This is a genomic window from Bordetella tumbae (assembly GCF_965139195.1).
GTDB lineage: Bacteria > Pseudomonadota > Gammaproteobacteria > Burkholderiales > Burkholderiaceae_B > Bordetella_A > Bordetella_A tumbae.
Genome location: NZ_CBCSJH010000005.1, coordinates 26,552 through 41,264, shown reverse-complemented (window position 1 = coordinate 41,264; position 14,713 = coordinate 26,552). Strand labels below are relative to the sequence as shown.

Here is a 14,713-nt window from a genome sequence, read left to right as displayed (position 1 = left end):
GTTAGATCCTGCGCACCATTTTGGGATCGAGTGCGTCGCGCAAGGCATCGCCCAGGATATTGACGCTGAGCACGGTGAGCGACAGAAACAGGCCCGGGAACAGAATCAGGCCGGGCAGCATCCGAAAGTACATGCGTCCCTCGGACATGATGTTGCCCCAGGACGGAATTTCCGGCGGAATGCCTGCGCCCAGAAAACTGAGAATGGCCTCTGTCAGCATGGCCGAGGCGAATACGTAGGTGCCTTGTACGGTGAGCGGAGCGATCGTGCTGGGCACCATATGCCGCCACAACAGCAACGGCAATGGCGTTCCCAGAGCCAGGGCGGCCTCGACGTAGGGCTCGCCGCGTACGCTCAGGATCTGGCCACGCACGAGGCGTACGACGCGAGGAATTTCGGGGATGGTGACGGCGACCAGGACGGTAGTCAGACTGGCGCCCGTGACGGCGACCAACGAGATCGCCAGCAAGATTCCCGGGATCGCCATGATCGCGTCCATGACGCGCATGATGAATCCATCCAATCGACGGAACCAGCCTGCGAGCAGGCCGATGACCAAGCCCAGGGTGACACTGATGACGGCGGCGCCCAGGCCGGTGATGAGCGAGACGCGTGCGCCGTACACGATGCGAGACCAGAGATCGCGACCAAACGCGTCTGTCCCCAGCAGGGTTTCAGTAAAAGGCCGTTTGAGCCGCTGGCCAGGATCCAGGGCAGTCGGGTCGACTGTTCCTAGCCAAGGCGCCAATAGCGCGGCCGCGGTGATGATGAGCAGGATCGCCAGCGCCAGCAGCACAGGCCAGCTTTTGAATCCCTGCCGCACACGATGCCATGCCGTGGATCGCGGCGGTGCATCGGGTGCCTGAACGGCAGGGGCGGCGACGTTGGACGGGGTGGCCATGGTCAGTACCTGATGCGCGGGTCGAACAGCGTATAGGCGCAATCGACGACCAGATTGATGAACACATACACAAAGGCGAAGAACAGCGTCAGCCCTTGAATGACCGGATAGTCGCGCGCCAACACTGCCTCGACCACCAGGCGCCCCAGGCCAGGGATGTTGAATACGGATTCGGTGACGACGACTCCACTGATGAGCAAGGCGATGCCTACCCCGATCACCGTGGCGATGGGCACGGCCGCATTGCGCAAGGCATGTCCCAGCAATACACCGGTTTCCCCCAGGCCTTTGGCTCGTGCCGTGCGGATGAAATCCTCGCCCATGACCTCGATGACACTGGTACGTGTGATACGCGCAATCAGCGCGACATAGATCGTGGAAAGTGCCAGCGCGGGCAAAATCAAGCGGTGGAGAAAGGGCCAGAAGCCGCTGGATAACGGCGTATAGCCTTGCACCTTGAACCAATTCAGTTCGATCGCAAAGGCCCAGATCAAGAGATAGCCTGTCACGAAGACCGGTACGGAAAATCCCAATACGGAAAATCCCATGACCATGCGATCGAGCAAGCGGCCCTGTTTCCAGGCGGCCAGTATACCCAGCGGCAGCGACACGATCAGCGTGAATAGCAACGTCAGGACAGCGAGGCTGAGCGAGGGCTCCAGGCGTTGCCCGATCAACTGCCGTACAGGGACTCCAGACATCAACGAGGTGCCAAAATCGCCTTGTACAAGGCGGCCCGCCCATAGAAAAAACTGTTTGAACAGTGGCTGATCCAGCCCCATCACCTGGCGTATCTGCTCGATGCGTTCGGGTGTGGCCCCGTCGCCGGCCATGATGACCGCCGGATCGCCAGGGCTCAGACGCAAGATGGCAAAGACGACAACGGCCACCAGGATGAGTACTGGAATGGTGGCCAGCAATCGGCGCAGAATAAAAGCCAGCATGGCGGGGCTACCGGATCAAGGAGCTTTCTTGACGTTCCAGAACGCCATGATCGGGGCGTGCACCAGCCCGCTGAGTTTGACGGAGTATGCGGTGGGAACGGACATCTGACCCAGCGGCACATACAGACCCTCGTCGATGCCGATGCGTTGCACTTCGTCGGCGATTTTCTTTTGCTCGGCAGGATCTGAGGTCAAGGCGAATTTGGTGCGCAAGGCTTCGATTTGCGGGAAATCGGGCCAGCCGAACCAGGCACTGTCGCCATTGGCCGATGCGGGGGCGGAGCGCACCGGGTCCATGATGTCGGTGGCGTACCAGTTGGTGTTGTGGATATTCCAGCCGCCAGCATCCGGTGCGGCCTTTGATGCACGGCGCGTGGCGACGCTTTGCCAGTCCATGGCGGCCAGGTTCACATTAAAGCCGGCTTTGCGCAAAGCCTCTGCCATGACGACGGGTTGCGGGCTGAGGGTGCCGACGTCCGTCGCATGCATGACGAGGATAGGGGTATTGTCGTAACCGGCTTCTTTGAGCAGCGCCTTGGCTTTTTCGATGTTGGACGGTACGACAATGTCTTTGCCGATATCGCTTTCAAACGGCGTACCGCAACCCCAGAGCGACGCGCAGGTCTGGTAGTACTTTGGATTGCCGACCAGCGCTTTCATGACGTCTTCCTGGCCAATCGCGTACATGGCGGCCTGGCGGATTTTTTTATTGTTGAAAGGCGGGTATTTGAAGTTGAAGCGATACATCGTGAAATAACCCACCGGGCTGAGCGACTCGACTTTGAATTCGTCGTTGCCATCCAGCATGGGCAGCAGATCGTATGGGAACTGCTCGACGTAATCGAGCTCGCCGCCCAAGAGCGCATTCGCCGTGGTGAGCGCATCGGGCATGACGTCCCAGACGACTTTGTCGACGTTGACGACTTTGCCGCCGGCCAATCCGCTGGCGGGTTCTTTGCGCGGTACGTAGTCCGTGTTCTTGACGTAGACCGTTTTGACGCCGGGTTTGAATTCGGCCACCTTGAACGGGCCGGAGCCTGTCATGTCGGTGATGGGCTTGCCGATGGGCGTCTCGGCGATGCGCTTGGGCATCATGAACGCCGCGGTGCCGGTGGGTTTGGAGAGCGCGCGCAAGGCCAGGTCCGTGGGCTCGGTCATGACGATGCGAAAGGTGCTGTCATCGACCACGTCAATGCTGGAGACGAATTTCAGCAGCGTGCGGCCCATGCCGTCGCCGGCGGCCCAGCGTTTGATCGAGGCGACACAGTCTTCGGCTTTGACCGGCTGGCCGTCATGCCATTTCAGGCCGGGCCGCAGTGTCATGGTGTACGTCTTGCCGTCACTCGATACGTCCCACTTGTCCAGCATTTGCGGCTGGATTTTGTTGTTGGCGTCGGTAGCCAGCAAGGTGTCATAGATCATGTAACCATGCCACGTGGTGATGTATGCCGTGGTCGCATGAGGGTCGGTCAATCGCAGCGGGGAGTGCATGACCGCGCGAATGGCGGTTTCTGCATGAGCGCTTCCCATTGCCAAGAGCGCAGCACCGGCCAGGGCGGCCGCACGAACAAACTTCAACATGAAAATCCCCTTTTTCCGTTGTTGGGCGGACCAAGGCCGCCGCATGATCGGATACGCCGTGAAGACGGCGTATCCGATCAGAGTGTTGCCGCGCGGGCCGCAAAAGCGGGACCGCAAGGCGCCATTCTGATGCCATGGCGCAGCCGTGTCCATGGCTGCTGTGCTGCATCCATCAGCATCGATCCTGGCGCAGCGCATACCAGGATGGTCTGCGCAATCTGGGTGAAATCCGCCCGGAAATGGGCAGAGCTTTTCAGTACGAGGATGGCCTGGCGCGTAGGCTCGATGCCAGCAAAGCGGAACATTTCCTGATCCGCCATCTGGACTTTGTTGGACGCGACTACGATGCGTACGTCATTCAGGCGCAAGCAGGCACTGGGGCCGAGATCCATGTGAAAGCCGCGGTAAAACGCGCCGTGCGTGTCGAAACGGCCGTCGGATATTTTTTCGACGATGTAGTCGGCTTCGAGAGGTTCGTCGTCAGGAATGCCAGAATGTCCGCCCAGCGCGAGGCGCACGGTTTTGCCTTCGCCTGCGTGATGCGCAGCGAGCGCCGCTGCGGGATCCACGATCAGGCCGATGGCGGCATCGGTGGCGTTGTGACGTATCAGGGCGCGCAAAACGCCGGTGGTATCCGAGCTGCCGCCTGCGCCGGGGTTGTCCTGGACGTCGGCAATGATGATGGGGCGAAGGCTGGTGTGAGCCAGGGTAATGGCCATTTGCACGGCTTCGTCCGCGTTCAGTATTTTTCCGCCAAAGTCGGCTTCGGCGTTGAGAACCGCGCGTTCCATGGCGTCTGCCGCAGCGTCGGCGTCTGCCTGGGTGTCACCGTAGGCCCAGACCGTAGGGGCACATTCGGGAAAGTCTGCCGCTGGAAAGCCGGTGGCAAAGGACAAGCTGATCGAGGCGTCGCGAGACTCCAGATCCTCCAGCCGCTGATACAGGCTGTTCGAGGGTTCGATGTCGGTGGATTGCCAGCACAGTGATATCAAATAGGGGATGCTGCGCAGGGCGACGTAGGGGCGCGGCATGCCATGCAATCTGCGGTCGAGCAGTTGTGCTGCACGTTGGCCGGTCTCGGCCATGTCGATGTGCGGATAGGTGCGATAGCAGATCAGGCTGTCGGCGTGCGTGATCATGGCGCGTGTGACGTTGGCGTGCAGGTCCAGGCTCGCGACGATGGGAACGCTCGGGCCGACGAGTGCGCGTACGCGGCGCAGGAGTTCGCCTTCGCCATCGTCGAGATGTTCGGCCACCATGGCGCCGTGCAGGTCCAGATAGACGCCGTCCAGAGGGAGTGCTTGTTCCAGGCCGCTGAGGATCATGCCGCTGATGCGCTCGTAGGCGTCGCGGGTGACGTGTCCGGAGGGGCTGGCTGCGGCCCAGGTGGTGGGCAGGAGGGTGTAGGCGCGCATGGCATCGATGAAGCCTGCGATGGGGATGTTGGCGCCTGCGACGGCGTCAAACAGGGCTGGACCGGATACTAGTTTGGGCCAGCCGCCGCCTTTGTCGGCGAATTCTTCCCAGGTGGCGCGTGAAGGTGCAAAAGTGTTTGTTTCGTGCTGGAACCCGCCTATCCCGATACGCATCGGTACGATCCTTCTGTAGTGGGCGTGCGTTGGTGGTAGTTGACTATAAGGATTCTGCGGAAGATGCAAGGGATGGGCAATCAGGCTTTGCCCGGATGTATGAATGAGGCGCGCCTGTGAGGCGGGGTGTGCCTTTCAGTGGGGATGTTTGTTTTTGTAATTGGCGTTTGTTTTTAACGCGGGAGTTTGTTTTTGGCGATGGCGTTTGTTGATTTTTTGCGGTGATGCTTTTTGTGTTTGATGTGCCGGAGAGCGATCGTTTGTCTTTGACTCGTTGTTTGTTCTTTGGTCATCGGACAGCTCGTTCTTAACACGTCGGGGCTGGGGGATAAAGGCGAACGTCCCGGCTTATCTGATGTGAGTTTGTCGCCGCCCGGCGGGAGTCGCGGGCAGGCCTGTCGGAGGCTGCCGAGTCCGCAGAGGATTGGCGGGGGCAGTCCGGGGGCCATGTTTGAGCGAAGCGAGTTTGGCCCCCGGCCCGCCAATCCTCTGTGGACGAAGGCCGAACCCCCGTTCAGGGGGTGAGTCAGCCGACCAGGCCTGTCCGCGACTCCCGCCGGGCGGCGACAAACGCGTTAAGAACCCGATCCTTCCCTGCACTAAAGCTACCGAAAGATATCTACTGAGCTCTATTCAATCAGAGCCCGATTCGATTTATCAGGCAATGTTTTTCAGAGCATTGCCGATGTGTTGGAAGAGCTCTGCGATCTGGGCTTCCTCGATGATCAGCGGAGGCGACAGGGCAATGGTATCCCCGGTGTAGCGGACCATGAGGCCGCTGTCGAAGCATTTTTGGAATGCTTCGGCGGCGCGGGCGCCGGGGGCGCCTGCACGGGGAGCGAGTTCGATGCCCGTGACCAGGCCAATGTTGCGCACGTCGATGACGTGAGGGGCGTCTTTCAGACTGTGGGCGGCAGCTTCGAAGGCGGGGGAGAGCTCGCGGGCACGGGTGAAGAGTTTGTCGCGCTGGTAGAGGTCCAGCGTGGCCAGGATCGCTGCCGCGGCCAAGGGGTGGGCCGAGTAGGTGTAGCCATGGAAAAACTCGATGCCGCCCTGTACGCCGTTGACGATGGCGTCGTGGACGTCGCGTTTGACGGCGACAGCGCCCGCGGGGACCGCCGCGTTGCTGATGCCTTTGGCCATGGTGATCAGGTCGGGGGTGACACCGAAATACTCGCTGGCGGTGGCGGCGCCCAGGCGGCCAAAGCCGGTGATGACTTCGTCAAAGATCAGCAGGATGCCGTATTTGGCGGTGATGGCGCGCAGGCGTTCCAGGTAGCCTTTGGGGGGAACCAGGACGCCGGTGGAGCCGGCCATGGGCTCGACGATGACGGCGGCGATGGTGGATGGGTCATGCAGGGCGACGATGCGTTCGAGATCGTCGGCCAGGTATTCACCCCAGGCGGGCTGGCCTTTCGAGAAGGCATTTTTCTCCAGGTTGTGGGTGTGCGGCAGGTGATCGACTGCGGGCAACAGGGCGCCGGAGAAGGTCTTGCGGTTGGGCGAGATGCCGCCGACGGAGATGCCGCCGAATCCCACGCCGTGGTAGCCGCGCTCACGGCCGATCAGGCGTGTGCGTTGGCCTTCGCCGCGCGCGCGGTGGTAGGCCAAGGCGATTTTCAGTGCGGTGTCGACTGATTCGGAGCCGGAGTTGGTAAAGAAGATGCGATCCAGGCCCTGCGGCATGAGTCCGGCAACGGCCGATGCGGCTTCGAAGGCCAAGGGGTGCCCCAGCTGGAAACCGGGCGCGTAGTCCATCTCGGCGGCTTGGCTGGCGATGGCTTGCACGATTTCTTCGCGGCAGTGGCCGGCATTGACGCACCACAGGCCGGAGGTGCCGTCCAGGATCTGGCGGCCGTCAACCGAGGTGTAGTACATGCCCTTGGCACTGGCCAACAGGCGCGGCTGGCTTTTGAATTGCCGATTGGCGGTGAAGGGCATCCACAGATGGGACAGGTCGGGCAAATCGGTGGGGGCGTTCATGATGCAAGCTCCAGGTGAAACTGCGCGAAGGCCGCTGGTACGCAGCAGGATGGCACCATTCTGATCGCGCCGGGACGGGATGAAAATATACAATTGGTGCAAAACTTGCGAACTGTACTGGCCCCAATTCTATAACTGTATTGATATGTTCGATTTTCAGCCCGTTCGTACACGTAACCAGGCGCCGACTCTGGTGGACCAGGTGGTCGACGCCTACGTCAGCGCTATCCGAGACCAGACGCTGCGTTCGGGCATGCCTGTGCCGTCCGTACGCGATTTTGCCCGGACCTATCAACTCAGCACGTTTACGGTGGCGGGCGCCTATAGCCGGTTGGTGGCGCAAGGGTGGTTGGTCGCGCGGCCCGGCGCCGGTTATCGCGTTGCCCCTCGGCCTAAAGCGGATGCAGAGGCAATGCCCACGTCATGGCAGCCGCCACGGCTGAATGCGGGCTGGCTGCTCTCGGATATTTATGCGGATCATTCCATTCCGATCAAGTCGGGCGGGGGATGGTTGCCGGGCGAATGGTTGAACGAAGATGGTCTGCATCAGGCATTGCGGCATCTGGGGCGTGTGCCGGCTTTGCGTATTGCGGGTTATGGACATCCGTACGGCTATGCGCCTCTACGCGAGATGGTGGCGGCCGGTCTGGCTGCGCATGGTCTGGATGTGGCGATGGATCAGGTGGTGCTGACGCAGGGCGTGGCGCATGGTCTGGATGTGGTGATTCGTACCTTGTTGCGGCCGGGAGATACGGTACTGGTCGAGCAGCCCTGCTATGCCAACCTGTTGCCGTTATTGCGTCTGGCGGGGCTGCGGATCGTCAGTGTGCCGCGCACCTCGGAGGGACTGGATTGCGAGGCGTTGACTCGGATGGCCGAGGCGCATCGTCCGCGGGCGTTGTTCGTCAACACGGTACTGCAAAATCCGTCCGGTGCCGTGATGACCATGGCGAATGCGTTCCGGGTGCTGCAGGCCGCGCAACAGCATAATCTCTGGATTATCGAGGACGATATCTCACGCGAGTTGATGTCTGGTGCCGCCCCGTTATTGGCGGCGCTGGACGGCGCGCAACGCGTGGTGTATCTCGGTGGCTATTCCAAAGTCATCAGCCCGTCGGTCCGCGTCGGCTACATCGCTGCGCATCGGGATTTGATCCGTGACATCGCGCGCACCAAGATGGCGGTGGGGCTGACCTCGCCAGAGATCATGGAGCGTGTCGTGCACCAGGTGATCCGCGAGGGGCGTTATCGCGCGCATATCGTGCGCACGCGAGAACGTCTGGCTCAGGCTCATGCCCAGGTCACGCAACAGATGGATGAACTGGGTATGCAGGTGTGGGCGCGGCCGCAGGCCGGGCTGTTTCTATGGGCTCGCTTGTCCGATGCCAGCGCGCACACCGGCGCAAACGCCTTGGCCGAGTTGGCGCTGAAAGACGGTATCTGGTTGGCGCCGGGTTCTTATTTCGACCCGGACGAAGCGGATATCCCCTGGATACGCTTTAACGTTGCGTATTCGCAGGGCCCGCAGTTATGGCGATTCTTGCAGCGCGTGCAGGCTGGCGAGCGCTGACAGAGGGCGTGGTCTGCGATTACACTCAGGGCGACTGCGGCATTGGCGCAAGATGACATGCGCCTTTGGATTCAGTGACGGCTGCAATGGTCGCCCGGCGCTCGTGCGTCATCGTCCCGATGACGATCAGGTCCGGCGCTCGTACACGACAAAATCGTACGCGTAGCCGTTCTCGGCGGGCTGCGGTTCACGCGATAGTTCTTGCCATTGCTCAGCGGGCAATGCAGGAAAAAACGCATCGCCCTCAACCATGGCATGCACTTCGGTGGCGATCAACCGTTGCGCGATCGGCAGGGCTTGTTCATAAATCTGTGCGCCGCCGATGACGTACGCATCGGCTACCTCGCCACAGGCCTGAACGGCGGCTTGCAGGGTGGGCACGACGACGGCGCCGGGCGCGGCATATTCCGTATTACGGCTCACGACCACGTTCGTGCGTCCCGGCAACGGCCGTCCCAATGATTCCCACGTCTTGCGGCCCATGATAATCGGGCTGCCCAGTGTGGTCCGTTTGAAATGCGCCAGATCGCCTGGCAGTTTCCAGGGCAGCGCATTGTCGCGGCCGATCACGCGATTATCAGAATAGGCGACGACGAGGGTCAGGCGAGGCAAGGCGGACATGGCAGTAATGATGAGTTATGGCGAGGGCTCATCGGTGGCGCCGTGCATGAGCAAGCCCGCCTGATGAGCGATGTCTTGAGCACAGCGGGTCAGGCGAGGCAGCGCCTCTAGCAGGTCTGGACCATCCCGGCGCTTTAGTGTTGCCACCGTCAGCGCGGCTTGAGTCTGAGAATGGGGCGTGCCGACAGGCACACCGAGGTCCAGGCCGCCGACGAATTTTTCGCCATCTGCGTACTCGTATCCGCGATCGCGAATAAGCTCCAATTGTGCCAGGAACTGACGGCGTCCGGCAGAAGGCATGCTGACAAAGTCAGCGCGCTGGTTCAACAGGGTATCGCGTTCGGTTACCGGTAAATGGGCCAGCAGCACGCGTCCCGAGGTGGTCAATACCGGGGAATGCAGTGACCCGGCCTCGACCGACAAGCGAAAGGGTTGCGGGCTTTGTTCCTGGGCCAGCACCATGACCTGGCCCCGGTGCAGCACACAGAGGTGACACGACTCGCCTATGGTGTCGGCTAATTCGCGCATCAAGGGCTGCGCCGTCTGCAAGAGCTTGTCATGCGGCGAATGCGCGCGGCTGAGTTCGAACAGTTTCAGTGTCAGGCTGTAGCCGCCGTTGACGGGATCGCGCCGCAGGTAGCCGCGTGATTCCAGGCAGGTCAGCATGCGAAAAATCTCGCCTGGCTGCCGCCCCAGCGCTCGTGCAATTTGCGATTGAGTCAAGGGCACTGCCCGGTCGGACAGGTGCTCGAGCACATCCAACGCTTTTTCTACCGCTGGGACGGAATACTTGTTTTTTTTGTTGTCGTCCGGTGGGGGGGAGGCTGTTTTGGGCATAAAGGCGGGGCGGGACGGTGGATTGCGCGAATCTTAACGCGTTCTCCGTTCAACCAAATGCAAGTGATCGCACACCAGGACCACTTCGTCGTGTTGGTTGATCATGGTGACGGTCTCGGTCACGATGCCATGTTCGGTTCGCTTGGGGTGATCGCGCTTGTCTGTAATCTGCACACGAGCATAAATGGTATCGCCAATAAAGACCGGCTTCACAAATCGCAGGCGGTCATACCCATACGACATTGCGCGCGGGTTGACCTGACCCGCGGTTAGGCCGATGCCTACGCTGAAAATCAGCGTGCCATGGGCGATACGTTGTTTGAACGGCTGTGTCGCACACCATGCTGCGTCCATGTGATGGGGGAAAAAATCCCCCGTCTGCCCGGCGTGCAGCACGATATCGGTTTCGGTAATGGTGCGGCCCTGGGTGCGCCGCTCGCTGCCGATGGCGTAGTCTTCGAAATAAATGTCCTGGCTCATATCGATCTCCGGGAGGTCATTGCGCCGATGGCAGGCCAAAAGCGGTGACGATGTCTTGGGTGTGCGCGCCCAGTCTCGGGGCGCCGCGAGTGTGCCGCAAGGGCTTGCCATCGATACGGATCGGGCAGCGCGTTGTGCGCATGCGCGCGCCGCTGTCGCTGGTGATTTCCTGCACCATGTCCAGGACCGTAAAGCCGGGGTGCGCGACCAGTTCGGGCCATGTCAGGACGTCTGCGCACCAGATGCCCGCAGGTTCCAATCGCTCCAGCCAATACGCCGTGCTTTGCGTACGCAGATGTTCGGCCAAGAGGCGCTTGAAATCGTCCCGTCGGCTGAACCACGTGTCGCGTGCCGCCGCTGCGGCGATGCGCAGCGGCTCGCATTCCAGCAACGTCCCAAGGCGATCCAGGGCGCCCATGGCCAGCGCCAGATGCCCATCCGATGTCGCATAGATACCGTACGGGGCAGCGGCATGCACATTGGCGTGGCTGACTGCACTGCGACGAGGTTGTTGACCGGACGGATCGTTCAAGAACGCAGTGAACGGTTCGAATTGCAGGTCCAGTGCGGACTCCAATAGACTGGCCTCGACCAGTGCGCCTCGTCCGTGAACGGCGCGGCGCAACAAGGCCGCCAGGATGCCTTGCGCCAGATGGGCGCCGGTCAGGATATCTACGACCGAGACGCCGGCGGGTGTCGGCGGATCTGCGTCGTTGCCTGCCAGCCAGGCGAGGCCGGAGAGCGACTGCACTAATAGATCCTGGCCAGGTTTGTCTTGCCAAGGTCCTTCGGCGCCATATCCCGTGATGCTGGCGTAGACCAGGCGCGGGTTGACCGCCGAGGCCGAGGCGTAATCCAACCCGACGCGTTCCATGACGCCAGGCCGGAAATTATGAATCATCACATCGGCCTGACGTACCAGGGCGATCACGCGCGCGAGATCGTCTGGATCTTTCAGGTCCGCGGCAAAGCTGCGCTTGTTGCGGTTGATGGTGTGGAACAGCGCGCTGTCGCCATCGTGCGTCTGGTCTGCTACGACCAAGCTACGGCAGGCATCGCCGCCTTGCGGGCGTTCGATCTTGATGACGTCGGCTCCCAGGTCGGCGAGTCGCATCGCACACGAGGGGCCAGCCAGATACTGGCTGAAATCCAGAACCACGAGCCCCGTCAGGGGAAGATCGTGTGCCTCCATGTTTCCTCTATGTGTCGTTGGTAATTTTTGTTTGTTGAAAAATATTAAGTTTATATATAAACGTAGTCAATCCGGTGTGATGCAATTAATTTGCTTGACTGGCAAAATTTTGCCGGCTTAGAATTTTGCATATAAACAATAAATTAATATTTGAATAAATATGCCTCAGAGGCAAACAAGGAGACAAACCATGAAAATCCGCCATCTGGCGCTGGCCGCAGTGCTTTGCCTGGGAGCGTTCGGCTCTGCCGCCGCGCAAACGGTGCGTTTTGCGACCTCGCAGGTCAACCCGAACGAACCGGTCGTGAAAACGATGAAAGCCTTTGCGCAACGGGTAGAGGAGCGCTCCGGGGGCAAGCTGAAATTGCCTTTGTTCACGGGCGACCAGTTGGGCGCTCAAAAGAAAGTGAACGAGATGCTCAAGAGCGGCGCACGCATTGTGAACGTGACCGATTACGGCCAGCTCAGCCAGTTCGTGCCGGACTTGGGCATTCTGGCCGGGCCATACATGTACAGCAATCTGGACGAGGCCAATCGTCTGTTCGCGTCTGACGTCTTTGCCGAACTGTCGGGCAAACTCGAAGCGCAGGGCATCAAGCTGATCATGGCTGATGGCCTGTTTGGCTACCGTCACGTGATTGCCAACAAAGCCGTACGCAAACCGGCCGACATGCAGGGTATGACCATTCGTGTGCCGCCATCGCCCATCATGCTGGAGACATTCACCGCGTTGGGTGCGCGGCCCACGGACCTGCCGTGGAGCGAGGTTTACAACGCCTTGCAGACCGGGGTCGTGGATGCGGCGGAAGCCAACTTCGGTTCTCTGGCAGGATCCAAGCTGTACGAGGTGCGCAAGGTCGTCTCCATGACCAGTCACCAGATCATGTTCGCTGCGTTTGCCACCAGCACGCAGTTTTTCAATAGTCTGTCGCCGGATCTGCAGACCATCTTGCTGGAGGAAGGCAAGCGCGCTGGCCAGGAGCTGACAAAAGCGACCCTGGAGTCGGACGCCGCCTATGCAGAAGAACTAAAGCGCCACGGCGTAGAGATCGTCACCGATGTCGACGTAAAGGCTTTTGCTGAGAAAGCGCGCACCGCCTATGGAAATATCAAGGGATTGACGCCCGGTATGGTGGATCGCGTACGCGCGGCCATGGCCAACTGAGGGGCATTGCCGTGAGTGAAGCCGATATCGCAGAGGACGAAGGCCCGCTGTTCAGCCTGCGTCGCCTGGATGAACTGATTGCCGTATGTTGTCTGCTGGCCATCGTATTCGCTATCGCGTGGGGTGTCGTGACACGCTATGTGTTGCCTCAACCTGCGTCGTGGACCTTTGAGGTCGCCGTGATGGCGTTTGCCTGGATGGTGTTTTTCGGCGCCGCTGCCGGTGTGCGGCGTCGTATGCACGCGGATATCGATGTGTTGACTGCGTGCTTTTCGCTACCAGTGCGACGCGTGATCGCCATCTGCAATTGGGTATTGTTGGCTGCGTTTTTTGCGGCCATGACTGCCTTGTTCGCGCTGCAAGCCGTACTGGCGCATGGCATCTTGACGGTCGCCCTCAGTTTGCCGCGCTCGGTGGTGTATGCGCCGTTGGCGATTGCTTCGGCCATGATGTTGCTGCAGCACGTCTTGCTGCGTCCGTGGCGTCATGGATGGATGGCTTCACAACAACATGCCGAGGTGCCGCTATGACCTGGATGCATTTATGGCTGCCGTCAATCCTGATGCTGGTGCTGCTGTTCATGCAGACGCCCATTACATGGAGTATGGCCATTGCGGCATTGAGCTTTTTCCTGCTCAATATGGACACCATGCCCTTGGCCAATTTCGCCCAGGAAATGGCGGCAGGGACGGAGTCGGTGTCATTGCTGGCGTTGCCCTTGTTTGTGCTGGCCGGATGCATCATGAACGCATCGGGGATCACACGGCGCCTGATGAATGTGGCTGAAGTGCTGGTGGGGCACATGACTGGCGCGCTGGCACAGATGTGTACGGTGCTCGGGACATTGCTGGGCGGCCTGACCGCGTCGGCGAATGCGGATGCCGCCATGCTGGCCAAAACCATCGGCAATCAAATGGCGCAGCGTGGCTATAGCCGTGCGTTTGCCGCGGTGATTACCTCGTCCGCCGCCATCATCACGGCGTTGATTCCGCCATCTATCGGTTTGATCATCTACGGATTCTTGTCCGAGACCTCGATCGGCAGATTGTTTGCCGCGGGTGTCGTGCCCGGCCTGTTGTTGGCCGTCGGCCTGATGCTGACAACGCATGTCGTGGCCCGGCGGCGTGGCTACACCGCGCAACGTGCGACGAGAGCCAGCGCGGGCGAGATATCCAAGGCCGTCATCGATGGATTATGGGCCTTGTCGATTCCCGTCGTGATTTTTGCCGGGACCCGGTATGGTCTATTTACCACCACCGAGTCGGGCGCCATCGTAGTGCTATACGTGCTGCTGGTTGCGGTGCTGGGCTATCGGGAAATCCGTATGCGGGACTTGCCTGGCGTGTTGGCCGAGTCCGCGCGCGATGCTAGCTCTGTGATGATGATGATCTGCGCCGCCTCGGCGTTCGGCTTTTATCTCACGTGGGAACAAGTGCCGCAGTCGATGTCCTCGTGGCTGGCGGGGGCGACGTCTGATCCCCTCACCATGCTGCTGTTGATCAACGTGACCTTGATTCTGCTGGGCACGGCCATCGAAGGCTCTGCCGCGTTGATCATCTTGACGCCGATGCTGCTGCCCATCATCGACCACTCACAGATCGACAAGGTGCATTTTGGCATTGTCATGATCACCAATTTGACCATCGCAGGCATCACGCCGCCTGTCGGCGGACTGATGTATATCTCGTCGCAGGTCTTGCGTGTCCGAATGGGCGAATACGCCCGTGAGGTCTTGCCTTACCTGGCCATGATGATGTTGCTGCTCGTGCTGCTGTCGGCCTTTCCCGGCATTACGTTGTGGCTGCCGGATTTGATCTATGGCGGTGTTGCCGTCCAGTAACCCTTGATTG

General features: G+C 60.4%; 13 protein-coding genes. 4 read left to right on the top strand and 9 right to left on the bottom strand.

Annotation, left to right across the window (positions count from 1 at the left end):
- Position 1 precedes the first annotated feature (1 nt).
- The 5 genes from ACNA0J_RS08210 to aptA form a co-directional block, all read right to left on the bottom strand.
- Complete coding sequence (locus tag ACNA0J_RS08210) at positions 2–901, bottom strand: ABC transporter permease (protein ID WP_415818287.1); 900 nt, start codon at positions 899–901, stop codon at positions 2–4.
- 2 nt (positions 902–903) lie between these two features.
- A complete protein-coding gene (locus ACNA0J_RS08205; protein WP_415818285.1) occupies positions 904–1,845 on the bottom strand; it encodes an ABC transporter permease in 942 nt (313 codons plus the stop codon).
- 15 nt (positions 1,846–1,860) lie between these two features.
- The gene (locus tag ACNA0J_RS08200) at positions 1,861–3,426 is read right to left on the bottom strand and encodes an ABC transporter substrate-binding protein (RefSeq protein ID WP_415818283.1); all 1,566 of its coding nucleotides are present in this window, start codon (positions 3,424–3,426) and stop codon (positions 1,861–1,863) included.
- A gap of 77 nt (positions 3,427–3,503) precedes the next feature.
- Positions 3,504–5,015, bottom strand: coding sequence for a M81 family metallopeptidase (locus ACNA0J_RS08195; RefSeq protein WP_415818281.1), 1,512 nt, complete (start codon positions 5,013–5,015; stop codon positions 3,504–3,506).
- A gap of 657 nt (positions 5,016–5,672) precedes the next feature.
- Positions 5,673–6,998: an omega-aminotransferase AptA gene (aptA, locus tag ACNA0J_RS08190; RefSeq protein ID WP_415818279.1), complete on the bottom strand. Its 1,326-nt coding sequence runs from the start codon at positions 6,996–6,998 to the stop codon at positions 5,673–5,675.
- A 145-nt stretch (positions 6,999–7,143) separates the two neighbouring features.
- On the opposite strand from aptA, the gene ACNA0J_RS08185 reads away from it, so the two are divergent.
- The gene (locus ACNA0J_RS08185; RefSeq protein WP_415818277.1) at positions 7,144–8,568 is read left to right on the top strand and encodes an aminotransferase-like domain-containing protein; all 1,425 of its coding nucleotides are present in this window, start codon (positions 7,144–7,146) and stop codon (positions 8,566–8,568) included.
- Positions 8,569–8,694: 126 nt separating this feature from the next.
- On the opposite strand, the gene ACNA0J_RS08180 is transcribed toward ACNA0J_RS08185, so the two are convergent.
- The 4 genes from ACNA0J_RS08180 to ACNA0J_RS08165 are packed head-to-tail and all read right to left on the bottom strand — an operon-like array spanning position 8,695 to position 11,698.
- Positions 8,695–9,189: a dihydrofolate reductase gene (locus ACNA0J_RS08180; RefSeq protein WP_415818275.1), complete on the bottom strand. Its 495-nt coding sequence runs from the start codon at positions 9,187–9,189 to the stop codon at positions 8,695–8,697.
- A 15-nt stretch (positions 9,190–9,204) separates the two neighbouring features.
- Complete coding sequence (locus tag ACNA0J_RS08175; RefSeq protein WP_415818273.1) at positions 9,205–10,026, bottom strand: IclR family transcriptional regulator; 822 nt, start codon at positions 10,024–10,026, stop codon at positions 9,205–9,207.
- Positions 10,027–10,059: 33 nt separating this feature from the next.
- Positions 10,060–10,506 (bottom strand): MaoC family dehydratase, encoded by a 447-nt coding sequence (locus ACNA0J_RS08170; RefSeq protein ID WP_415818271.1) that lies wholly within the window; start codon positions 10,504–10,506, stop codon positions 10,060–10,062.
- Between the two features lie 16 nt (positions 10,507–10,522).
- Entirely contained in the window at positions 10,523–11,698 is a 1,176-nt protein-coding gene (locus ACNA0J_RS08165; protein WP_415818269.1) for a CaiB/BaiF CoA transferase family protein, read from the bottom strand.
- Between the two features lie 190 nt (positions 11,699–11,888).
- On the opposite strand from ACNA0J_RS08165, the gene ACNA0J_RS08160 reads away from it, so the two are divergent.
- From ACNA0J_RS08160 to ACNA0J_RS08150, 3 genes are read left to right on the top strand one after another with little or no spacing between them, the layout of a single operon-like run.
- A complete protein-coding gene (locus ACNA0J_RS08160) occupies positions 11,889–12,863 on the top strand; it encodes a C4-dicarboxylate TRAP transporter substrate-binding protein (protein WP_415818267.1) in 975 nt (324 codons plus the stop codon).
- 11 nt (positions 12,864–12,874) lie between these two features.
- Positions 12,875–13,393: a TRAP transporter small permease gene (locus ACNA0J_RS08155; protein ID WP_415818265.1), complete on the top strand. Its 519-nt coding sequence runs from the start codon at positions 12,875–12,877 to the stop codon at positions 13,391–13,393.
- Positions 13,390–14,703 (top strand): TRAP transporter large permease, encoded by a 1,314-nt coding sequence (locus tag ACNA0J_RS08150; protein ID WP_415818263.1) that lies wholly within the window; start codon positions 13,390–13,392, stop codon positions 14,701–14,703. The genes ACNA0J_RS08155 and ACNA0J_RS08150 overlap by 4 nt, the downstream gene beginning before the upstream one ends.
- The last annotated feature ends 10 nt before the right edge of the window (positions 14,704–14,713 follow it).